The organism is Streptomyces sp. NPDC015139, assembly GCF_043079785.1.
Lineage (GTDB): Bacteria > Actinomycetota > Actinomycetes > Streptomycetales > Streptomycetaceae > Streptomyces > Streptomyces albidocamelliae.
Genome location: NZ_JBIBUW010000003.1, coordinates 170,697 through 192,548 on the forward strand (window position 1 = coordinate 170,697; position 21,852 = coordinate 192,548).

15 protein-coding genes are annotated in these 21,852 nt (G+C 75.5%); 8 read left to right on the forward strand and 7 right to left on the reverse strand.

Features of this window, described 5'->3' with window-relative positions:
- Nucleotides 1-74: 74 nt before the first annotated feature.
- Entirely contained in the window at nucleotides 75-1,520 is a 1,446-nt protein-coding gene (locus tag ACF08B_RS09605) for an acyl-CoA synthetase (RefSeq protein ID WP_392316845.1), read from the forward strand.
- Nucleotides 1,513-2,910, forward strand: coding sequence for a carboxyl transferase domain-containing protein (locus tag ACF08B_RS09610; protein WP_392316846.1), 1,398 nt, complete (start codon nucleotides 1,513-1,515; stop codon nucleotides 2,908-2,910). Before ACF08B_RS09605 ends, ACF08B_RS09610 begins: the two co-directional genes overlap by 8 nt.
- 17 nt (nucleotides 2,911-2,927) lie before the next feature.
- On the opposite strand, the gene ACF08B_RS09615 is transcribed toward ACF08B_RS09610, so the two are convergent.
- The gene (locus ACF08B_RS09615) at nucleotides 2,928-6,539 is read right to left on the reverse strand and encodes a S8 family serine peptidase (protein WP_392316847.1); all 3,612 of its coding nucleotides are present in this window, start codon (nucleotides 6,537-6,539) and stop codon (nucleotides 2,928-2,930) included.
- A 247-nt stretch (nucleotides 6,540-6,786) separates the two neighbouring features.
- Between ACF08B_RS09615 and ACF08B_RS09620 the strand changes: the two genes are divergently transcribed.
- From ACF08B_RS09620 to ACF08B_RS09645, 6 genes are all read left to right on the forward strand, one after another.
- Nucleotides 6,787-7,266 carry a CU044_2847 family protein gene (locus tag ACF08B_RS09620; protein WP_392316848.1) on the forward strand — a complete coding sequence of 160 codons (480 nt, stop codon included), beginning with the start codon at nucleotides 6,787-6,789 and terminating at the stop codon, nucleotides 7,264-7,266.
- Nucleotides 7,266-9,011 carry a trypsin-like peptidase domain-containing protein gene (locus tag ACF08B_RS09625; protein WP_392317277.1) on the forward strand — a complete coding sequence of 582 codons (1,746 nt, stop codon included), beginning with the start codon at nucleotides 7,266-7,268 and terminating at the stop codon, nucleotides 9,009-9,011. The genes ACF08B_RS09620 and ACF08B_RS09625 overlap by 1 nt, the downstream gene beginning before the upstream one ends.
- Nucleotides 9,012-9,055: 44 nt before the next feature.
- Complete coding sequence (locus ACF08B_RS09630; protein ID WP_093696230.1) at nucleotides 9,056-10,105, forward strand: MoxR family ATPase; 1,050 nt, start codon at nucleotides 9,056-9,058, stop codon at nucleotides 10,103-10,105.
- Nucleotides 10,095-13,922, forward strand: coding sequence for an SAV_2336 N-terminal domain-related protein (locus tag ACF08B_RS09635; protein WP_392316849.1), 3,828 nt, complete (start codon nucleotides 10,095-10,097; stop codon nucleotides 13,920-13,922). The genes ACF08B_RS09630 and ACF08B_RS09635 overlap by 11 nt, the downstream gene beginning before the upstream one ends.
- A 155-nt stretch (nucleotides 13,923-14,077) precedes the next feature.
- Nucleotides 14,078-15,115, forward strand: a complete 1,038-nt coding sequence (locus ACF08B_RS09640; RefSeq protein ID WP_392316850.1) for a rod shape-determining protein — start codon at nucleotides 14,078-14,080, stop codon at nucleotides 15,113-15,115.
- Nucleotides 15,116-15,260: 145 nt separating this feature from the next.
- On the forward strand, nucleotides 15,261-15,938 hold the full coding sequence (locus tag ACF08B_RS09645; RefSeq protein WP_392316851.1) for an ANTAR domain-containing protein: 678 nt from the start codon (nucleotides 15,261-15,263) through the stop codon (nucleotides 15,936-15,938).
- Between the two features lie 326 nt (nucleotides 15,939-16,264).
- Here the strand turns inward: ACF08B_RS09645 and ACF08B_RS09650 are convergent, their stop codons facing one another.
- The 6 genes from ACF08B_RS09650 to ACF08B_RS09675 are packed head-to-tail and all read right to left on the reverse strand — an operon-like array spanning nucleotide 16,265 to nucleotide 21,428.
- Nucleotides 16,265-17,491 carry a cytochrome P450 gene (locus ACF08B_RS09650; protein WP_392316852.1) on the reverse strand — a complete coding sequence of 409 codons (1,227 nt, stop codon included), beginning with the start codon at nucleotides 17,489-17,491 and terminating at the stop codon, nucleotides 16,265-16,267.
- A gap of 12 nt (nucleotides 17,492-17,503) precedes the next feature.
- Complete coding sequence (locus tag ACF08B_RS09655) at nucleotides 17,504-18,721, reverse strand: cytochrome P450 (protein WP_392316853.1); 1,218 nt, start codon at nucleotides 18,719-18,721, stop codon at nucleotides 17,504-17,506.
- Nucleotides 18,718-19,344: an ATP/GTP-binding protein gene (locus ACF08B_RS09660; protein WP_392316854.1), complete on the reverse strand. Its 627-nt coding sequence runs from the start codon at nucleotides 19,342-19,344 to the stop codon at nucleotides 18,718-18,720. Before ACF08B_RS09660 ends, ACF08B_RS09655 begins: the two co-directional genes overlap by 4 nt.
- Nucleotides 19,322-19,675 (reverse strand): DUF742 domain-containing protein, encoded by a 354-nt coding sequence (locus ACF08B_RS09665; RefSeq protein WP_093696233.1) that lies wholly within the window; start codon nucleotides 19,673-19,675, stop codon nucleotides 19,322-19,324. The genes ACF08B_RS09660 and ACF08B_RS09665 overlap by 23 nt, the downstream gene beginning before the upstream one ends.
- A complete protein-coding gene (locus ACF08B_RS09670) occupies nucleotides 19,672-20,094 on the reverse strand; it encodes a roadblock/LC7 domain-containing protein (RefSeq protein ID WP_392316855.1) in 423 nt (140 codons plus the stop codon). Before ACF08B_RS09670 ends, ACF08B_RS09665 begins: the two co-directional genes overlap by 4 nt.
- 2 nt (nucleotides 20,095-20,096) lie before the next feature.
- Complete coding sequence (locus ACF08B_RS09675; RefSeq protein ID WP_392316856.1) at nucleotides 20,097-21,428, reverse strand: ATP-binding protein; 1,332 nt, start codon at nucleotides 21,426-21,428, stop codon at nucleotides 20,097-20,099.
- Between the last annotated feature and the right edge of the window lie 424 nt (nucleotides 21,429-21,852).

Sequence of the window (21,852 nt, forward strand, 5' to 3'; positions counted from 1 at the left end):
GGACGAGGCTCATGGGGTAGGAAGGGTGCTGTCGTCCCCGTCGGCCGACGAGCCGGCAGTAAGGAGTGCGCCGCGTGTCCTCCCTCTTCCCCGCCCTGGCGGACGGTCCCCGCGAGCGGGTCGCCCTGCGGTTCGGCGAACGGTCGTCGACGTACGGCGAGCTCGCGGGTGCCGCCGGTGCGCTGGCCGGCCGGCTGGGCGGCACCGGCCGGGTCGCCGTGTGGGCCACCCCGGAGCTGGAGACCGCCGTCGCCGTGACGGGCGCGCTGCTCGCCGGGGCGGCCGCGGTGCCGCTGAACCCGAAGTCGGGCGAGAAAGAGCTGGCGCACATCCTCTCCGACAGCGCTCCGGCGCTCGTGCTCGCCGCGCCGGGCGCCGCACTGCCCCCGGTGTTCGCCGGGCTGCCGCGGCTGGACGTCGACGCGTCCGCCGCCGGCGCCCTCCCCGGGGAGCAAGCGGCCGACGGCGACCCGGCACTGATCGTCTACACCTCCGGCACCACCGGCCCGCCCAAGGGCGCGGTGCTCCCGCGCCGGGCGCTCGCCACGACCCTGGACGCGCTCGCCGACGCCTGGCAGTGGACCGGGGAGGACGTGCTGGTGCACGGGCTGCCGCTGTTCCATGTGCACGGGCTCGTGCTCGGCGTCCTCGGGCCGCTGCGGCGCGGCGGCTCGGTACGGCATCTGGGCCGGTTCGGTCCCGAGGGGGTGACCCGGGAGCTGAACGACGGCGCGACCATGCTGTTCGGCGTGCCGACGATGTACCACCGCCTCGCCGAGGCCCTGCCGGACGACCCGGGGCTGGCCGCGGCGCTCGGCCGGGCCCGGCTGCTGGTCTCGGGTTCGGCGGCGCTGCCCGTGCACGACCACGAGCGGATCCTGGCCGCGACCGGACGGCGGGTGATCGAGCGGTACGGCATGACCGAGACGCTGATGAACACCAGCGTGCGGGCGGACGGTGAGGCCCGGGCGGGCACGGTCGGGGTGCCGCTGCCGGGTGTGGAGCTGCGGCTGGTGGAGGAGGACGGCACGGAGATCGCCGCGCCGGACGGGGAGAGCGTGGGCGAGATCCAGGTGCGCGGCGCGAACCTGTTCACCGAGTACCTGAACCGGCCCGACGCCACGGCCGCCGCGTTCACGGAGGACGGCTGGTTCCGCACCGGGGACATGGCGGTGCGCGAGCGCGACGGGTACGTGCGGATCGTGGGACGCAAGGCCACCGACCTGATCAAGAGCGGTGGTTACAAGATCGGGGCGGGTGAGATCGAGAACGCTCTGCTGGAGCACCCGGAGGTGCGGGAGGCGGCGGTCACCGGCGAGCCGGACGCCGACCTGGGCGAGCGGATCGTGGCCTGGATCGTCCCGGCGGACCCCGGGGCCCCGCCCACCACCGAGGAGCTGGCGGACCACGTGGCCCGGCGGCTGGCCCCGCACAAGCGGCCCCGGGTCGTCCGCCTGCTGGACGCGCTCCCCCGCAACGACATGGGGAAGATCATGAAGCGGGCGCTGGCCGATGTCTGAGCGGCGCTCGGCGCGGGAGCTGCTGGCCCTGGTGACGGACGCGGGCAGCTTCCGCGAACTCGCCGTACCCGGCCGGGAGTCCGCGCCGGACGGCCCGCTCGCCTGGCAGGGGTACGACGCCTCGCGCGCCCGCGCCGCCGAGCGCACCGGCGAGGACGAGTCGGTGGTGTGCGGCACCGCCGAGGTCGACGGCAGCCCGGCCGTGCTGCTCGCCTTCGAGTTCGGCTTCCTCGGCGGCTCGCTGGGCGAACGCACCGGCGACCGGCTGGAGGCGGCGTACGCCTACGCACGGGAACACCGGCTGCCGGTGGTGCCGTTGATCGCGACCGGCGGCAGCCGGATGCAGGAGGGCATGCTCGCGCTGACCCAGCTCCAGCGGGTGGCCCGGCAGTCGGCGCTCACCCGGGAGGCGGGGCTGCCGCAGATCGCCGTCCTGCGGGACCCGACGACGGGCGGCGGCTGGGCCACCCTCGGTGCGGGCGCGGACGTCGTCCTGGCCCTGTCGGGCGCCCAGGTCGGGTTCGCCGGCTCCCGGGTCCGGCCACCGGACGCCGACCCGGCCGCGTACACCGCGCAGGCCCAGCTCGCGGCGGGTTCGGCGGACGCGGTGGTGCGGCCCGAGGGGCTGAGGCCGGTGCTGGGGCTGTGGCTGCGGCTGCTGTCGCGCGGCGCCGCGGAGGCCGTCGCGGACCCGTCCGGGGGTGCGGGCGGGGCCGGCGCGCGGGCGTCCGGGATCGCCCCCGCCCCCGTCCCGGCCGCGCTCGGCGGCGGTGGGCTCCCCCGTACCGGCTGGGAGGCCGTGGTGCGGGCGCGCGCGGCCGGACGCACGCGCGCGGGGGCCTATCTGGACGCCTACTTCTCGGCGCGTGCCGCCCTCGTGGGCGACCGCTGCGGCGGCACCGACGAGGACGGCATGCTCTGCGGGTTCGGCGAGCGGGACGGCCGTACGGTGGCCTACGCGGCGCAGACCGGCACGGCGACCCGGCCCGCGGGGTACCGGACCGCGGCCCGGCTGATCCGGCTGGCGGACCGGCTCGGCGTCCCGGTGCTGACCCTGGTGGACACCCCGGGCGCGGCGAACGACGCGGAGGCGGAGCGGCAGGGGGCCGGGGCGGCCATCGCCGAGGTCTTCGGTGCGGTGGCCGCCGCCCGGGTCCCGGTCACCACGCTCGTCGTCGGCGAGGGCGGCTCCGGCGGCGCGCTCGCCCTCGCCGCACCCGGCAACACCTGGGCCGTGCCGGACAGTTACTTCTCGGTGATCGCGCCGGAACTCGCCGCGGCCATCCTCAAGCGGCCGCCCGAGGAGGTGGAGGCGACCGCCGGGCAACTGCGCATCCGGCCGCAGGACCTGGTGGAGCTGGGGGTGGTCCGGGGCATATCCGGCCGCTGAGCCACCCCCGCCCCCGGTCACCGCACGGCCACCGCCCGGATGATCTCCTGGGTCACCGAGCCGCCCCTGTCGTCGTGGGCCGAGGCCCGCAGCGACACGGTCCGGGCCTCGCGGGGCACGCTCAGTGTGCCGTGCCGGCCGGTGCCGGTGCCCTTCAGCGGGACCTGGTGCCAGGTGGCCCCCTCGTCGTACGACACCTCCAGCTTCTCGCCGCCGAGCGTGCCGGTGCCGGTGGCGCGGGCGACGTACTCGGCGCCGAGCGTCACCGGGACGCGGTGCCCGGCGCGCACGGTTCCGGCGAGGTCGGTGTCGAGATCGAAGGCGAGGTTGATCAGCGGCAGATAGGTCCAGCGGTCGTCCGGGGTGGCCGCCGAGCGGAAGGTCCACTCGGTGTGGCCCTTCGTGGCGAGCTTCCACCGGCCGGCGTCGAGCGCGGTGTCGGTGACGACCCGGTAGCCGTGCTCGTCGGCGGGCGCGTCCCACACATAGGCGGCGGAACCGGTGTTGCGGTCGACGAGCGTGCCGTCGAGGTAGACGGCGGTGGTCTGGCTCATGCCGCTGTCCTCGCTCCACGCGTCGCCGAAGCCGGTGTGGTCGGGCCCGGAGTCGCCCCAGCCGGGGGTGTTCAGCTGGATCTGGTTGCCCGCGCGCTGCTGACCCCAGCCGAGCCCGGTGCCCAGCCAGGGGTGCCACACCGGGCGGAACCAGTGCAGCGCCGGCCGGGTGCCGGCGTCGTAGCGCACCAGTCCGCTGCGCTCCTCCAGCGTGCCGTCGCCGACCGCGACGGACTCGTGCCACAGCTGGCCGGGGCCCGTGGAGACGTAGTCGGTGCGTTCGGCGGGGAAGTCGACGCGTTCCTGGAAGCCGAGCCCGATCGGGAAGGCGTCGGTGAGGGAGTAGCGGAACTCGCCGCCGCTCAGCGGCTGCGCGGCGTGGAACCTGACGGGGACGGCCGCCAGTCGACTCGGTGCGGGGGCGAAGGTGAGGGGCCGGTCGGGTATCGCGCCCCGGTGCCCCTCGGAGAGGTCGTACACGTAGGGCGAGTCGGCGGTGCCGGTCATGTCGACCCGGCCGGCCGCGCGGAGGCGTGCCGCGTCGGCCGCGTCGACGGTGGCGATCTGCAGGGGCCGGTCGGCGTTGTCGTCGGTACCCCACCAGGCCATCAGCCGGCCGGGGGTGTCGTCGGTCACGAACAGCGCCTCGGCGCCCGCGTCCTGGGCCTGCCGGGCGAGTGCCGCGGGGTCGGTGCCCTCGGTGAGACGGGCGAGCACCGCCTTGCCGGCCACGTCGGTGACGGGGCCGTCGCCGACGTCCACGAGCGGCAGCCGGGTCCGGCCCTCGATGAGGGTGCCGCCCGCCTGGACGGTCGCCTCTCCGACGCCCGCGACCTGGAGCGCCGGCTTGGCGAGCCGCCACACGGTCCGGTACTCGAAGTCGCCCCGGGTCACCTGCTTCGTGGGGGCGGCGAAGACGCTGTCGTAGGTGAGGGGCACCTGGACCGCGCCGAACAGGTCGGCGCCGCCCGCCTTCCGGTCGAACTCCATGAGGAGCTGGTGGGTCTCGGTGCGCCGGTCGACGTCCGCGCGGATCTCCCGCAGTCTCCGGCCGTCCAGGGTGACGTCCCGGTCCCGGTCGAGGGCGATCTCGGGGGCGGCGAGGAAGCCGAGGCCGAGCGAGTCGGCGCCGTGGCTGCCGTGCACGTCGAGGAAGGAGGTGAGGGAGTAGGTGCCCGGCTTCAGACGCAGCTTCAGGGTCCCGGAGTCGGCGACGTGGGCGGGCTGGGCGTCCTCGCCCTCGGCGAGCCGCTGCACCGCGAGGTCGGCGGCGGCGGCCTCGCCCGCCCGGTCCTTGACGTGGACGGTGAGCGTGTAGCGCTCCTCCTCCTTGACCAGCCCGAACACGGTGTGCGCGACGGTGGTGCCGGCCGGGTCGGCGGCGACGATCTGCCCGCTGGTCCGGCCGACCGGCGCCCGGGAGCCGTCACCGGTGACGGTCGTGGCGGCGGTGCCGTGCGCGGGCACGGTGAGGGAGGTGTCGGCGAGGGTGGCGACCCCGTCGGGGGCGCCGTGCACGGACAGCTTCAACCGCACCGGCTCGTCGCCGGTGTTGCTGTAGGTGAGGGTGCGGGTGACGGGCTTGTTCCCGTCGTAGGGCCAGCCGAAGAAGCCGAGGTCGGCGCTGCCGGTGGCGGTGACCTTCGCGTGCACCGCGTCCGGCACGCTCACCCGTCCCGCGCCCAGCGTGTAGGCGGAGGCGTCCAGTGGGGCGGAGGTGGACAGCAGGGCGTCCTTCAGCCGGGCGCCGGTCCAGTCGGGGTGCTCCTGCGCGAGCAGGGCGGCCACCCCGGCGACGTGCGGGGTCGCCATGGACGTACCGCTCATGGAGGCGTAGTAGCCGCTTCCGGCGACGAGTTGAGAGCGGGCGGCGAGGATGTCGACGCCGGGGGCCGACAGGTCCGGCTTGAGGGCGTTGTCGCCGTAACGGGGGCCGGCGCTGGTGAAGTAGGCCGCCTGGTCGTCGGCGTCCACCGCGCCCACGGTGAGGGCGGAGTCGGCGGCGCCGGGCGAGCCGATGGAGGACGGGGCGCCGGTGTTCCCGGCGGCTATGACGAAGAGGGCGCCGGTCTCCTCGGAGAGGGTGTCCACCGCCCGTGCCATCGGGTCGGTGCCGTCGCTCGGTTCGGTGGAGCCGAGGCTCATGGAGACGATCCTGGCGTGCACGTCCCGTGCCGCCCACTCCATCCCGGCGATGATCTGCGACTCGCTGCCCGAGCCCTGGTCGCTGAGGACCTTGCCGACGGCGAGCGTCGCGTCCGGCGCGACCCCCCTCTCCCTGCCGTCGGAGGCGGCGCCGCTGCCGCCGACGGTGGAGGTGACGTGGGTGCCGTGGCCGTTGCGGTCGGCGACCTCCTCCCCCTCGATGAAGCTCTTCGTCCGGCTCACCCGGTCCGCGAGGTCGGGGTGGCTCGTGTCGACGCCGGTGTCGAGGACGGCGACCGTGACGCCCTTGCCGGTCAGTCCCGCGTCCCAGGCCGTCTCCGTGCCGATCTGGGCGTTGCTCTCGGCCAGATCGGCCTTCACCCGCCCGTCCAGCCACACCTTCTCGATGCCGGCGGACCGGGTGAACGACCGCCAGAAGGTGCGGCCCTTGTCCGCCTCGACCGCCGCCCCGCGCAGGCTGGGCAGGCTCCGCACCCGCTCGGTGCCGACCGGTGCGACGGTGCGGGCGCTCCTGCCGTAGGTCACGATCAGCGGCGTCGCGTCCGACCCGGCGTCGGTGAGCCCCTGCCGGATCAGTCCGCTCACGTCGAACAGCCGCCGGTCCAGCGTCCCGGCCCGCAGATACGGCAGCGCCTCGTCCGGTACGACGGTGAGGCGGCCGTCGCTTGCCTGTGTGCGCACCGCTCCGGTGGCCCCGCGGGGCCGCTGGACGGTGACCGTCCTGCGGCCCCGCCCGAGGTCGGTGACCGTCACCTTGTCACCGGTGACGAGGGTGACGGTCCGGCCGGCGCCCACCGTGCGCGGGACGGCCCGCGTGTCGCCCGCGGCGGCCGCCGCGGCCGGCAACATCGCCAGCACGAGCCCGGCCGACAGGAGGGCCGCCCCACGCCTGACTGGTTCTCTGATCATCAACGCCCTCTTCTGCGTCCGTGTGCGAGTCGGGACCTGCGTCACGTGAACCGCGGCCCGTGCACGGTGTGTCGGGAATCGCGTGCGAGAACTGCGTGTCGAGTGCTGCGAAGAGTGTCGGGCGGTTCGCGCGGCGGCGGATCCGGCCGGAGGTGGCGGGTTGGCGCACTGGCGGGTTCTCGCCAACCTCGGCCGATGTCCCGCCACACGCCTCGGACGATGTGACACCCGAAGCACCGTCCGTAACATGGGTGTTGGTTCACGCATCGGGTACGACGGGGGAGCAGACGTCGCCATGGACGGCTTGGTGGAGTTCAGGACCGAGGACGGCGCGCTGGTCGTGGTGGAGGACGTCGTCACCAGATCCGGTGCCCGCCTGGTCTCGCGCGGCGACGGTCCGGCCCAGGCGGCACGCACCTTCGAGGGGGCGCTGGAGGGCGTGCGGGCGGCCGCCGCGTCCGCGCTGCGGGTCTTCCGGGACGGCAGCCTGCGCCCCGAGACGGTGGAGATCGAGTTCGGCGTACGGCTGTCCGCGGAGGCCGGCGCGGTCATCGCGAAGGGATCGACGGAGGGCCACCTGGTCGTGAAGCTCAGCTGGTCCCCGGGGCCGACGACCGCGGACCCGGCCGCGCAGGCCGCACCGGGGCGGACCGTGGCGCCAGACGCCCTGCCGGGACAGGGCGTGCCGGGAGAGGCCGTACCCGCGGCGGAGCCCGCCGCCCGGTGATGCGCAGTGCTGCCTGGCACGCCCGCATCGCCTGCGGCAACGAGGTCGGGGCCGGATTCCTGGTCGCCGGTCACCGGGTGCTCACCTGCGCCCACGTCGTCAGAGGGAGCGGCCGGGCGGCGGTGACCGTCTCCTTCCCGCACGCCCGGGAACTGGGCGAGCTGTCCGCCTCGGTCGTCGCCCACGGCGGCTGGGCGGGCGACCCCGCCGACCCCGGTGACGTGGCCGTGCTCGAACTGGACCGCCGGGTCCCGCTCGACCCGGCCGGCTTCGCGGCGCCCGACGTCGCGTACACGGACCCCTACCCCCGGCTGGTCGCGTACGGCTTCCCGGAGGGGTACGACGAGGGCACCCTCGCCGAGTACCAGGCGGTCTCGGGCCAGTTGATCGCGGGCGAATGGCTCGAACTCGTGGCGTGGCACGGGCACGGGCAGCCGCTCGTGGCCGGGTTCAGCGGTGCGGCGGCGACGCTGCCGGACGGCCGGGTCGTCGGCATGGTCACCGCGGCCTCGGGCACGCCGGACGTGCGCAAGGGCCGGATGCTGCCGCTGGACGTCATGGCCCGGTACTGGCCCGAGCTGGGTGAGCTGGTGCCCACCCCCGGCCACCGGGACGACGCCCGCCGGCGGCTGTACGCCCTGTTGCGGCGGGCCGCGGGCGCCGGGCGCGTCGGTGATCCGAACCGGCTCTACGTCGACGCGGTGGGCCCTTTCGGGCCGCCCCTGCCCGCGGACGGTTTCCCCACCCTGTGGGCGGCCGCCGCGTACGTGCAGTGGGAGGTCCCCGACCCGGAGGCGGTGGACCGCTTCGCCGGCCGGCTCGGCGAACTGCTGGACGGCGCCCGGGCGTCCCGGCCGTCCGCGGCTCCCGTGTCCCCGCCGCCGGGCCCGACATCGGCGTCGGCGTCGGCGTCGGCGGCCTGGTCTCCGGTGGTCGTCGAGATCGACCACAGCGGTGCCGGACCCGACCAGGTCACCGTGGAGGTGTCCGCGTACCGCGACGGACGGCGCCGGCCGGTGGGCACGCGCCGGCTGCCGCGGACCGGTGTGCGGGCCTACGTCCAGGGGCGCATCGACGAGGCCGTCGCCCAGCTCGCCCCGGACGCCGACGAACTGGTGACGTTCGTCCTGCCCCGCGAGTGGCTGAACGAGGCGGTGGCGCACTGGGAGTGCGGCGCGGAGGACAGCACGCCGCTCGGTTGCGCCTATCCCCTGGTGGTGACCGACCGCGCCCGGCACCGCAGCGGCCGGCTGCGCCATCAACTGCGCAAGAAGTGGCGGAAGCTGGACCTCTCCGGTCGTGGGGTCGAGGTGCACCGCGTCGAGTGCGGCACCCGGGAGCGGCCGCCGAGCCTGCGCAAGCGGCTCTGGGACGGGGATGCCGGGCTCGCGGGCTACGCGGTGCCGCCCACGACGGCACGGCAGCACTTCGAGGTGGGGCTCACCGTGCCCGTGCCGGTCCTGCTGTGGCCGCGGACCGGCTGCCCGTGCGACTGGCACGAGGACCCGCCCCGCGCCCGTGCCGAGGAACCGCCGTGCCCCGGCAGCGCGTTCCTCGACCGGCTCACCGCCTCCCTCGCCGAGGTCCCGGCCGCCGAACTCCCCCGCCACGTCCTGTCCCTGCGGCTCGCCGCGGACGCCGCCGACGAACCGGAGCGGCACTGGGCGAGAGACCTCCAGCTGCTCTGGGACGACCCGCGCTGCTTCCCCGAGACCACCGCGAGCCTGCACTCGCCCGTCGCCTGACCGACCGCACCACCGACCGCGCCCCCCACGGAGAAGAAGAGCCCATGCCCCTGTGGCCCGTCTACACCGGTACGAACGAGCCGCACGACGGCATCACCGAGCTCCCCCCGCCGCCGCCGTGGCGGGCCTTCGACGGCGGGCCGGTGCTGCGCGCCCCGGACGCGGCCGCGGACGCCTCCGCCGTCTCCCCCGACCGGATGCACCGCGCCGAGACGTACCAGGCCACGGAGCAGACGGTGCAGCTCGTCAACGCGGCCCTGTACCTGCGCCGTCCGCTGCTGGTCACCGGCCCGCCGGGCACCGGCAAGTCCTCGCTCGTGTACGCGGTCGCCCGTGAGCTGGGACTCGGCCCGGTGCTGCGCTGGAACGTCACCAGCCGCAGCACCCTGCACGACGGGCTCTACCAGTACGACCCGCTGTCCCGGCTGTACGCGGCCCGCCGGCAGGCCGCCCGCTCCGACCGGGACGACCGGGGCCCCGCCGACGGGACGGCCGACGGCTCGGGCATCGAGCACCATCTGCGCCTGGGCCCGCTCGGTACCGCGCTGCTGCCGTACGCCCGTCCCCGCGCGCTGCTCATCGACGAGATCGACAAGAGCGATCTCGACCTGCCCAACGACCTGCTGAACGTGCTGGAGGAGGGCCAGTACGAGATTCCCGAGCTGGTCCGCTCCGCCCGGCTGGCGCCGGACGGCGTCGCCGAGGTGCTGGCCGACGGCACCGACGAGCGGGTCCCGGTGGCGCACGGCCGGGTCCGCTGCCGCGCCTTCCCCTTCGTCGTGCTGACCAGCAACGGCGAACGCGAGTTCCCGCCCGCCTTCCTGCGCCGCTGCGTCACGCTGCACCTGCGGCAGCCGGACGACCGGCACCTCGCCGAGATCGTCCGCGCCCACCTGGGCGAACCCGACGCGTACGCACGCACCCTGATCGACCGCTTCCTGTCCCGGGCCGGCGCCGGCGACCTCGCCACCGACCAGCTCCTCAACGCCATCTACCTGGCCCGCTCGGCCGACCTGGACACCGGCTCCCTCGACCGGCTGGCCGAACAGCTGATGCCCTACCTGGGGCAGGCCGCGCAGCCCGATGTCTTCTGACCCCACCGCCTCCCCGGACCCGCTGGCCCGCCTCGCCGACGTCCTGGCCGAGGCGGCGGGCGGCACGCGCCCGACCCCGCTGGAGCTGGCCGAACTGCTCTGGCTGGCCGGGCGGATGCGGCCCGACGGCGGGCAGAGCGCGGACGCGGCGGGTGCCGGGCGGCCGGCTCCGGGGCGGGACGCGCCGGCCCCGGCCCCGGCCCCGCCCGTCCCACCGGCGCCGGACGGGCCGGCCCCGGCGGCTGAACACCGGCCGGAGACCACCCGGCCCCCCGAACCGGTCTCGCGCGTCCCGCTGCACCTGCCCGCCCGCCGGCCCGCCCCGGCGGCGGGCGGTACGCCGCACACCCAACTGCTGGCCCCGGCGCCCCCGATGCTGCGCCACCCCCTCGCGCTGCAACGCGCGCTGCGCCCGCTGGCCCGCCGGGTCGACGCGCCCGTGGGCCGCGAACTGGACGAACGGGCGACCGCCGAGCGCATCGCCCGGCTGGGCGCCGGCCCCGAGTGGTGGCTGCCCGTACTGCGCCCCGCCCAGGAGCGCTGGCTGCGCCTGAACCTGGTGTACGACGCCGGCCCCACCATGCCGGTCTGGCGCCCCCTGGTCCGCGAACTGCACACGGCCCTGGCCCAGTCGGGCGCCTTCCGCACGGTCGCCCTGTACCGGGCCGCCCCCGACGGCACGGTGCGCGGCCCGGGCGCCCACGCACCCGGCGACGGCCGTACGGTCACCCTCCTGGTCAGCGACTGCATGGGCCCGCAGTGGCGGGAGGGGCCCGCCGGCACCCTCTGGTACGCCACCCTGCACCGCTGGGCACGCCGGATGCCCCTGGCCGTCGTCCAGCCGCTGCCGGAACACCTGTGGCGGGACACGGCCCTGCCCGCCGTCCCCGGCCGGCTGTCGGCGCCCGGCCCCGCGGCCCCCACGGCGGCCCTCGCGTTCACCCCGTACGAGCCGCCCGAACCGCACGAGCCGCACGAGCCGCCGGTGCTCGACGGTGCCGTACCCCTGCCCGTGCTGGAGCCGGAGCCGAGGTGGCTGGCGCACTGGGCCGCGCTGCTCACGACGCCCGGCGGCGGGGCCGTCCCCGGTGCCGTCGCCGCGCTGCGCGGGCCCCTGGCGGCGGACGCCGAGGACCGCACGGACGTCGGCCTGCTGTCCGCCGAGGAACTGGTCCTGCGGTTCCGCGCGACCGCCTCCCCCGAGGCGTCCCGGCTGGCCGGCCATCTCGCGGTGGGGCGCCCCGACCTGCCGGTGATGCGCCTGGTCCAGGCCGCCGTGGAACCGGATCCGCGCCCCCAGCACCTGGCCGAGGTCGTCCTCAGCGGCATGCTCACCGCCGTCCCGGGCGGCCCGCCCGGCTCCTACGCCTTCCGCGACGGCGTGCGCGAGCTGCTCCTGCTCGGCCTGCCGCGCACCGCCCACCACAGCACCGCGCAACTCCTCGCGCGCATGGGCGGGTTCATCGACCGGCGGGCGGGCCGGGCGCCGGGCGAGTTCCGGGCGTCGGTCCCCGCCGCGCGGGGGGAGGGAGCGAGCGTGGAGGGCGACCCGTTCGCCACGGTCCGCGAGGACAGCGTGCGACGGCTCACGGCGGACCGCGACGGGCAGCCGGATCCGCAGCGCGGCGCCCTCGGGTTCACCCTCCTCGGCGCGTTCGGGGTGACGCGCGGCGGACACCCGCTGGCCGTCGAGGACCCGCACACCCGGGCCCTGCTGTGCATGCTGCTGCTCCGGCGGGGGCGGCCGGCCGCGTGGGCCGAGCTGGCCGCCGGCTGCTGGGACCCCCCTGTCCCGTCCGGGGTCCGCATGCCGGAGACGCACCTCGCCCGCCTGCGCCACGTCCTCGGCCCGGACGTCCTGACCACCGAGGGCGGCTACGCCCTGCACCCGGACCGGGTCCGCGAACTCGACGGCCGCGACGGCGTCGACGTCTACCGCTTCCGCCGGCTGGCCGGCGAGGCCGAGCGGGCCGGCGCCTCCGGGGACCCGGCACGTTCCCGCGAACTGGCGGCCGAGGCGCTGGAGTCGTGGCGAGGCGATCCGCTGGCCGGGGTCCCGGGTCCGGCCGCCGAGGACGCCCGCGAGGGCCTGCGCGCCCTGCACCGGGTGCTCGGCGCCACCGCGGCCCGGGACGGCGCCCCCGTCGAGCGGCCCGGGATCCTCTTCACGGCCGACGCGCTCACCGGCCGCCCGGAAGCCCGCATCACCCTGGAGGCCGCGGTGCACGAGGTCCTCTCGCGCGGCTCCCTCGGCACCCGCCGGTACGAGGTGGAGGTCCGCCCGGACGGCTACCTGGTGCGGACCGAACCCGGCGCCTACCTGCTTCCCGTCCTCGTCGCCGTCCTGCGGGAACTCCCCCAGGCGCTCACCCGGCTGACCGATCCGCCGCGGCTGCGGGTGACGTTCGCACAGCCGTCCGCCCGGCCGCCGGAGACGGCCGCGGACGTCACGGTCGTCGTCCCGCCCGCGCTGTACGACGACTTCGCCGCCAGCTCCGCCGCCCAGCGTTCCCCGCGCTTCCGTCCCCTCTTCGGCGACGGCGCCCCGGACAGCGCCCCGGAGGCCTGGTACTGCCTGCTCGGGCCGACGGCCCCCGAACCCGGCGAACGCGACCTGGTGCAGGGCCCGTTCATCACCCAGGACCTGCACGAGCTGGGCATCCCCACCCCGGGCCGCACCGCCGTCGTCCACACCCGGCCCGACGGTCCGCTCACCCTGCTCGACCCGATCCAGCCGTACGGCACCCGGCCGCCGCGCCCGGAGACGTACTACGCGGTCGACCTCGCCCCGCACCAGGCCCGGCACACCGTCTCCCTGCCGAGCTCCGGCAAGGGCGCGTTCACCGCCGCGGTCGAGCTGTCCTGGCGGGTCGACGATCCGGTGGCCCTCGTCCGCGGGGAGACCGCCGACGTCTCCAGGCTGCTGCTGGCCCACCTGTGCGCCGCGGCGGCCCGCATCACCCGCCGCCATCCGCTGCGCCGCGCGGGCGGGGCGCAGCGCGCGGTGAACGCGGGGGTGGGCGACTGGCCGGTGCCGGGACTGGCGGTGTCGTACACCGTGCACCTGGTCCCGGAGGGGGCGCCCGTGCCGGTGGTGGAGCAGTCGGCTCCGTCGCGCCGGCGGCTCTCGGCCCTGCTCGCCGGCGCCGAGACGGTGCTGATCGGCTTCGACGGGCCGCTGGCCCGGCTGTTCTCGGCGCGGCGCGCCCGGGAGGCCGCGCTCGACCTGCTGTCCGTCGTGGCCGAGCACCGCGACCCGGCGGACGCGCTGGCGGGCCGGCCGCTCGCCGTGGCGAGCCCGGCCGGCCGGGAGGCGTTCGTCCATCCGCTGGACGTCCTGCGCGCGTTCGCCCACGACCGGCTCGGCCCCGTGCTGCGGGCGCGTCTGGACGAGCTCGAACTCCGTGCCGTGCCCGACGCACCCACCACGCACCGCTCCCTCGCGCTGGTCCGTGCCCTGCACGGCGCGCGCCGGCGGGTCAGCGTGGTCACGGACGTGGCGCCGCGGGCGGTGCGCAGCTGTCTGGAGCCCTACCGGCTGCCGTTCGCGGGCGTGCACGGCCGCAGCGAGGACCTCGGTCTGCTGACGCCCCACCCCGACTGCCTGCTGCGCGCCCTGGACGCCCTGCGCGTACCCGCCCGGGCCGGCGTCCTGATCGGTTCCTCGGTCGCCGAGCTCACCGCCGCGCAGCAGCTCGGCCTCCGCTTCATCGGGTACGCCCCCACCGCGGCCGCACGCCGGCGTCTGCGCGAGGAGGGCAGCGAGGTCACCGTCGCGTCCCTCGAGCCGCTTCTGGAGGCCGCCCGCGCCCTGTAGTCCGGGCGACACTCCGCACGGGCCGCGAAAACCGCCCGTTCAGCGGCACCCCGGCCGGTCGCCCCCAGAAGGCGCCCGCTGCCGGGCCCGCGCAGGATTCCAGTGAGCCCGCCGGCCCGGCGGGGATCGCAGGCCCGCGCACGGAAGGATCTGTCGTGACCGTCAGCCTGGAGCAGTTGCGCCGCTGTCACTTCGCCGTCGACCTGGGCGCGGCCCGCACCAGGGTCTTCGTGAAGGGCGCCGGTCTCGTCGTCGACCAGCCCTCGGTCGCGGCCGTGAACACCCGTACCGGTGGACTGATCGCGGTGGGCGAGTTCGCGGAGCAGATGACGGGCCGGACGCCGAGCTACATCAGGGTCGTACGGCCCGTCTCGGGCGGGACCGTGGTCGACATCGAGATGGCCCAGCGGATGCTGCGGCAGCTGCTCGGCGACAAGACCCGCCGGGCCCTGCGCCGCAACCTCCGGCTGCGCGCTGCGGCCTGCACCCCGCACGACGCCGATCCGCTGGCCACCCGCGCGACGATCGAGACGCTGGTCGGCCTGGGCGCGCGCCGGGTCGAGCTGGTGGACACGCTGATCGCCGCCGCCGTCGGCTGCGGGCTGCCCGTCGAACGCCCCGAGGCCACCATGATCATGGTGTGCGGGGCGGCGGCCACCCAGGTGGCAGTGCTCTCGCTCGGGTCCATCGTCACCGCCGTCCGGGTCCCGGTGGGCGGTGAGGCCGTCGACCACGCGATCGTGCAGCACCTGCGGCACGAGCACGCGCTGGTGCTGCCGAGCCAGTCGGTACGGCCGCTCCAGGTGGCCCTGCGGGGCAACGGGCTGACCCCGCACGGCCCGGCGTCGGCGGAGATCCACGGCCGGGACGTGGTGACCGGGCTCCCGCGCAGCGTGCGGGTGAACACCGCCGCCGTGCGGGAGGCGATCCAGACCCCACTGACGGCCGTCCTGGACGGCATCGGCAGGGTGCTCCGGGACTGCCCGCCCGATCTGGTCGCCGACCTCGCCGACCGCGGGATCATGATGGTCGGCGGCTCCGCGCTGCTGCCCGGTTTCGACCAGATGCTGCGGCAGGCCACCGGGATGCCGGTGCACATCGCCGAGCGGCCGGAGCTGTGCGCGGCCGAGGGCCTCGGCGCCATGCTGGAGGGCCGGATCGAGCCGCTGCTGCTGAACCCGCTGGCCGCCTGATCCGCCGGGCCCCTTTCCGTCCCCGGCCTCCCGCCTCCACCTCCCGCCGCCACGGAGCGTGTGATCCACGACGCGCCGGGTGTAGCCGGAGGTGCCCCGGGCAGGCGACCGGCGTGACATCCGGAGGACGGAACAGGGCGGACACATGACCTCACCGGCACAGGCGCCGCACGCCGGGCGGCCGGACACACTGGCCATGGGCGGCCGGACGGAAGGGGAGCGGGTCCTGCTGTCCGCGCGGGGCGAGCTGGTCCTCGGCTGCACCGACACCCTGGCCGGGACCCTGGCGGCGCTGCCGGCGGGGGTGGCCCGGATCGAGCTGGACGTCTCCGGGGTGTCGTTCATGGACACGGCCGGTCTGACGTTCCTGACCCTGCTGGGCGACTACGCCCGCCGGCACCGCGTACCGGTGTCCGCCACCGGCTGGCACGGACAGCCGCGCCGGGTCCTGGAGTTGGTGGGACTGGACACCACGGACCCGCTGCGGGCCGCGCCGCCCGCCGCTTCCGGCAGCCGCACCGCCTCCGCGGTGGCCCGGGAGCGCGCCGAGCAGCTGGAGCTGCTGCGCCTGGAGATCGAACAGCTGCGGCACGCGCTCGACTCGCGCCCGGTGATCGACCAGGCACGCGGCATCCTCATGGCCGCCCACGCCTGCACCCCGGACCAGGCGTGGGAGATCCTGCGGGAGGCGTCCCAGCGGACCAACACCAAGCTGCGGCAGGTGGCGGCGGCGGTCACGGAGAGCGCGACCCGCGACGGGCCCGCGCCGCCCGGGCCGTTGCGCGCGGCCCTGGGCGAGGCGGCGGCCCGCCATGCCCGATGACGGTTCGTCAACCGCCGTACCTGAGAGGTCAGTACGGCAGGATGCGTCCGGAGGGTGTCCTGCGGTCGATCTCCTGCCCGCGCGGTGCGGCCGGGCGCCGGCTGACACGTACTCGGATCCGACGGTCCATGACGCCCTCCTTCTGCCGGTGACGGCCCGGCGGTGGACGCCGGTAGGAGGTCCGTGCCCAGGACATGGCCCGTTCAAGCGTGAACCTGCCCAAGTAGTGGATCGAGTTGGACGGCCGGCGGGCGGGTGCCGTCCGACCCGGTGAGCCGCGCGGACCGGCGCACCGGGGCGGCGCCCGGACCCGCCGTGAGCCGGGTCTACGCGGGGGTCAGCCGGACCGGGAGTTCCTGGTGGCCGTTGCTGATGAGGGAGGCCACCGGCCGCAGTTCGCCGGCCGGGACCGCGAGGGACAGGTCCGGGAAGCGGTCGAAGAGCTGCCGGAGGGCCTCCGCGACCTCCAGGCGGGCCAGGGGGGCGCCGAGGCAGAAGTGCACACCGTGGCCGAACGCCAGGTGCTCCTTGAGGCCGCGCGTGACGTCGAAGGTGTCGGCGCCCTCTCCGTGCCAGTTCGGGTGACGGTTGGCGGCGGCGTAGGAGGCGAGGATGGCCTCGCCCCGGGCGATGGTCCGTCCGTCGGGCAGCTCGATGTCGGTGACGGCGTAGCGCAGCGGCAGGTGTTTGACGGCGGGCTCGTGCCGCAGGGTCTCCTCCACGACGTCGTCCCAGCCGGCCTTCCGGGCGCGGACGAGGTCGAGCTGGTCGGGGGCGGTCAGCATGGCGACGATCGCCTGGTCGATGACGTTGACGGTGGTCTCGTACCCGGCGCTGATCATCAGCAGCAGCGTGTCGCGGAGTTCCTCGCCGGTGAACCCGGTGCCGTCCGACTCCTCGTCGCGGGCGGCGACGAGCAGGGAGGTCATGTCGTCGCCGGGAGCGGCGGACTTCGTGGCGATCAGCTCGTCCAGGATGCCGTAGAGGCGGACGGCGTTGGCCTGGGACTGCTCCGGGGTGAGCGTGGTGTCGAAGACGCCGTCCACGACGTGCCGGAAGTCGGCCCGCCGGTCCTCGGGTACGCCCATCAGGTGGCCGATCACGGCGATGGGCAGCGGGTAGGCCAGGCGCTCGCGCAGGTCGACGACCTGTCCGGCGGGCACGGCGGCGAGGTCGTCGACGAGGTCGGTGACCATCGCCTCGACGGCCGGGCGCAGTTCGGCGATGCGCCGGGCGCTGAAGGCGGGGGCGACCATGCGCCGCAGCCGGCGGTGGTCGGCGCCGTAGGCGGTGAACATGTTCCGCACCGCGATCCACAGCGCGAGCGGCCAGTCGGTGACCGTCTGCTGGAAGCCGGGCCAGTGCGCCCGTCCGTCCTTGGACACCGAGGGGCTGGTCAGCAGTTGCTTGAGCAGGACGGGGTCGGTGACGGCCCAGGCGTGGACACCGAGGATGTCCACGCGTGCGGCCGGACCCTCGGCGCGCAGGGTCCGGTGCTCCTGGTGCCGGTCGGCGCCGGCCGGGTCGAGGACGAGGGGGGTGGGCTGGGACATGGCCGGTCTCCTTCAGGCGACGGCGGGGAAGCGGACGGGCAGGGCTTCCAGGGCGCGGTGGAACGGACCGGGCCGCCAGGCCAGTTCGGACTCCGGGCGGGCGAGGTCGATCTCGGGGAGCGCGTCCAGGAGGCAGGTGACGGCGGTCTCGGCGATGAGGTAGGCGTGGGTGCGGGCCGGGCAGGTGTGCGGGCCGATGCTCCACGACAGGTGGGCGCGGTTGCCGCTGAGACCGGCGGCGGTGACGCCGGCCGTGACGGCCGGATCGTTGTTGCAGGCCGCCATGGAGATGACGACGGGCTGGTGGGCGGGGAGCAGCACGCCCTCGACGTCGATCGGGTACGGCGGGTAGGTGATGCAGTAGTTGGCCAGCGGCGGGTCGGTGTACAGGACGGTGTCGAGGGCGTCCCGGACGGGCTGGCCGGCGTGCAGTCCGGCGGAGAACTGCTCGTCGGTGAGGATCCTGAGCACGGTGTTGCTGATCAGGTTGGTGAGCGGCTCGATGCCGGCGCCGTACAGGGTGACGAGCTGGTGGGACATCTCGACGTCGTCCAGCCGGGCGGAGTGGGCGATCAGCCGGGAGGTGACGTCGTCACCGGGCTGCCGCCGCCGCAGGGCCACGAGGTCGGCCACCGCCCGGCCGAGGATCTCGTTGCCGCGCGCGGCCGTCTCGGCCTCCGACTCGAAGATCTTGGCCATGCCGTCGGCGATGCGCAGCCCGATCTCGTCCGGGCAGCCCAGCAGCGCGCTCAGGACGCGGAAGGCGATCGGGTACGAGTACTGGGTGAGCAGGTCGGCGTGGCCGAGGGGGAGGAAGTCGCCGATGGCGGTGGAGGCCACCTTCTCGACCAGGGCACGCAGTTCGTGCTGGTCCACCGCGTGCAGGCTCGCGGTGTTCGCCGCCCGGTAGCGGGTGTGTTCGGCGCCGGCCGAGCGCAGGGCGTTGGGGCGCCACTCCATCATCGGCCGGACCGGGCAGCTGTCGGGTACGGCCTCCTGCCAGATCCGCGGGTCGGCGGGGAAGTGCAGCGGGTCGTTGAGGATGCGCCGGGCCTGCTCGAAGCCGATGACGAGGGTCGCGGGGACGCCGGGGGCGAGGTCCACCGGGACCAGCGGTCCGTGGCTGCGGCGCATGCGCTCGTAGGCGGCGTGCGGGTCGTCGGCGAACTCGGCTTCGTGGAGCGCGATCCGCGTCGGGGGGACGGCGGTGCCGGGGTCGGGGGTCGTCATGAACGGGGCTCCACGAGTGAGGCAGAGGTGTGCCGGGTGGTCAGGAACTCGATCAGGGTGATGAGCGCGTACACACAGGACCGGCGGTCCCGTGCGTCGCACTCGGTCAGCGGCGTGTCGGGGTCCAGCGCGAGCGCCTGCCGGATCTCGTCCAGGGGGTAGCGGGGCGCGTCCGGGAAGACGTTGATGACGACGGCGTACGGTGTGCGCTGTTCCTCCAGCAGGCCCAGCACCTCGTGGCAGCCGTCGAGGTCGCGGGTGTCGGCCAGGACCAGGGCGCCCAGCGCGCCTTCCGTCAGCCCTTCCCACAGGGGCCGGAAGCGGGCCTGGCCGGGGGTGCCGAACAGGTAGAGCACGAGGCGGTCGCCGAGCAGGTGGATGCGGCCGAAGTCCATGGCGACCGTCGTGGTCGTCTTGTGCGGTGTGCCGCGCAGGTCGTCGACGCCGACGCTCGCCTCGGTGATCGGCTCCTCCATGCGCAGCGGTGCCACTTCGGAGACGCTGCCGACGAAAGTGGTCTTGCCGACTCCGAACGCCCCGGCGACGACGATCTTCGCGGAGCGGGCGACGGCGGGGGCCAGGTAGTGGGGTGCGGGCTGGTCAGACCAGTTCGCGGAGTCCACGGAGCACCTCCTGGAGCAGGTCGAGCCCGGGGCGGCCCTCCTGCACGGGGACCGGGCTGGACAGGTGGCCGCTGTCCATGAGGGCGGAGACGATGATGCGGACGGTGGAGGGCGGCAGTTCGAGCGCGGCGGCGATGTCCGCCACGGCCAGGCCGCCCCGGCCGCCGGCGAACAGGCGCATGACCCGGCGGGCGTCCGGCGCCAGTGTCCCGGTGGGGGCGGACGCGGCGATGACCACCGTCTCCAGGCGCACGTCCCGGCTGGGACGGTTGCGTCCGCCGGTGCGGACGTAGGGCCTGATCAGGTCCGGGTCGTGCCGCGGACCCGTCACGTCGCCGTGCCGCCGTCCGCGGCGGGACGGCGGTCCCCGACCTCCAGCTCGTGGCCGAGCCGGGTGGCCAGGCGCACCATGTGGTGGCTGATCAGGCCGACGTCGGCCTCGGGGCCGGTCGTGACCACCGAGAGCATGCTGTTCTTCGCGGCCGCGGTCGTCAGTCCGATGCGGCCCCGCGACTCGATGAGCAGCTGGCACATGCCCTTGCCGCCGACGTGCTCGTCCCACGCCTTGCCGGCGGCGCGCAGCGACGCGGTCACGGCGGCGAGCTTCTCGGCGTCCTCCTGGCCGATCGTCTGCGTGCGGGCCTGCAGCAGGCCGTCGCCGCTCATCAGCACCGCGTACTCGACGCCTTCGACGCAGCCGAGTTCCTGGTCGAGCAGCCACCCCAGGCTGTTGCTGTGCGTGTCACGCATCGTCAGTTTCCTTCGGTGGTTCCGGTGTTTTCCTGGGACCGCCGTCCTTGGCGGGTGCCCGCCGCCCAGGCGGCGGCGACGCTCGGCCGGCCCGGCACGACGGGCGCCTCGGCCGGTGCCGGGGACGCGCCGCGCGCCTTGGCGGGCCGCCGGCGGACGGTCAGCCCGCTGGCGGTGGTCGCGGCGGGCGACGGGGACACGGCGGTGCGCGGGGCCGGGACGGCCGCCGGTTCGGGCGCCGTCGCGGCGGGGAAGGCCAGGAGGTTGTTCGGCAGGACCAGCACGGCCCGCGTGCCCTGGTAGATGTTCGGCGCGGTCAGCTCGACCCGGAAGCCGTAGTTCTCGGCGAGCAGCGAGGCGACCCGCAGGCCGGTCTGCGGGTGCGCGCCGAGCTGCGTGATGTCGTCGCGGTCCTTGCCGGACATGATGTCGCTGGCCCACAGCAGCCGCTCGTCGTCCATGCGCAGGCCGGCGTCGTCCACGGTCAGGAAGCAGGCGTGGTGGCCCTGCTCGACCGCGACGTGCACCCGGGCGGCCGGCGGCGAGTACCGCAGGGCGTTGTCCAGCAGCAGCGCCAGGGTGTGGACGACGGCCTCGACGGCCCGGCTGTGCACCGCGACGGTGTCCAGCTCGTGGTGCTCCACCCGCTGGTAGCCCTCGATCCGGCCCATCGCCGCGCGGATCACGTCGGTCAGGGAGGTCCGGGGCCAGCGGCGGGAGAGTTTGTCGCCGGCCAGTACGGCGTAGCCCTGCGCGGTGAGCAGCATCTGCTGGGCGATGTGGTCGATGTGCACCAGGGTCGCGTAGGCCTCGTCGTCCTGGTGGGAGCGCACGCCCTGGCTGATCTCCCGGCTCAGCCGGGAGGCCCGCGCCACCACGCCGGACGCGAAGCTGCGTACGGCCGCGCGGGTGGCTTCCCGCGACTCCCGGCGGGCCCTGGCGATCTCCTGGTCCGCCGCGGTCCGGATCATGCCGATGTGCTGTTCGGCCGTCGCCTGCGCGGTCTCCCGGACCTGTGTGACGGTGGCGGCCACCTGGCCGGTGACGTCGCGGAGCCGGTGGGCGAGGACGGTGTGCGCGGGGGGCGGGGGCAGGGTGAGGTCACCGGCGTGGTGCTCGCCCGGCGGGTTGGCCGCTCCCAGGACCGGTATGTGTGCGGCGAGTTGCTCCAGGGCGAGCTCCACGGCACGCAACTGGTGGCCCAGTTGTTCCGCCCTGCCCCGGAATTCCTCGGCCCTGCGCTGCTCGCGCCGGTATGCGCGGTGGAAGCGCCAGGCGGTCCCCGCGGCCGCCAGGACGGCCACGGCACCGACGGCCAGTATGAGATCGGTCATCGAGTCCTCTCCAAAGTCCGAGTCGCGAACGGGTCGGAGGCGGGACGGCATCGCGGCGGCCGGGACCACACCCGCATGACGCGGGCATGACAGGACAGAAGGGATGAACGCGGGCCGGGGACGCGAGAGGACCCGGGGGGCCCGGAGGGCCTGACGGGCTGCGGGGTGACCACGACGGCCTGGAGAAGGCCGGGTTGGGGCGGCCTGCCGGCTAAGGCAGGGGGTACGGCGGGCACAGTGTCCTCCGGGTACGCGTCCTGTCGTCCTGCGTCACGTCCGCGACGCCCCCGTGGCCGCTTCCGGTCCCGCCGAGCTTATCGGCAAACCACAGGAGTGTTCGATGCTTCCCGGCCCGGAACCTGTGAAAGATCGATGACGGCCCGTGACGACAGACCCCGACATACCACCCGAAATCCGGCTGCGA

Bases quoted from the DNA above. Each gene is read 5' to 3' on its own strand.
- ACF08B_RS09630 (WP_093696230.1), top strand. From the start codon at position 9,056: ATGCCCCTGTGGCCCGTCTACACCGGTACGAACGAGCCGCACGACGGC.
- ACF08B_RS09615 (WP_392316847.1), bottom strand. From the start codon at position 6,539: ATGATCAGAGAACCAGTCAGGCGTGGGGCGGCCCTCCTGTCGGCCGGG.
- ACF08B_RS09610 (WP_392316846.1), top strand. From the start codon at position 1,513: ATGTCTGAGCGGCGCTCGGCGCGGGAGCTGCTGGCCCTGGTGACGGAC.
- ACF08B_RS09655 (WP_392316853.1), bottom strand. From the start codon at position 18,721: ATGACGACCCCCGACCCCGGCACCGCCGTCCCCCCGACGCGGATCGCG.
- ACF08B_RS09675 (WP_392316856.1), bottom strand. From the start codon at position 21,428: ATGACCGATCTCATACTGGCCGTCGGTGCCGTGGCCGTCCTGGCGGCC.
- ACF08B_RS09645 (WP_392316851.1), top strand. From the start codon at position 15,261: ATGACCTCACCGGCACAGGCGCCGCACGCCGGGCGGCCGGACACACTG.
- ACF08B_RS09670 (WP_392316855.1), bottom strand. From the start codon at position 20,094: ATGCGTGACACGCACAGCAACAGCCTGGGGTGGCTGCTCGACCAGGAA.
- ACF08B_RS09650 (WP_392316852.1), bottom strand. From the start codon at position 17,491: ATGTCCCAGCCCACCCCCCTCGTCCTCGACCCGGCCGGCGCCGACCGG.
- ACF08B_RS09620 (WP_392316848.1), top strand. From the start codon at position 6,787: ATGGGTGTTGGTTCACGCATCGGGTACGACGGGGGAGCAGACGTCGCC.
- ACF08B_RS09635 (WP_392316849.1), top strand. From the start codon at position 10,095: ATGTCTTCTGACCCCACCGCCTCCCCGGACCCGCTGGCCCGCCTCGCC.
- ACF08B_RS09625 (WP_392317277.1), top strand. From the start codon at position 7,266: ATGCGCAGTGCTGCCTGGCACGCCCGCATCGCCTGCGGCAACGAGGTC.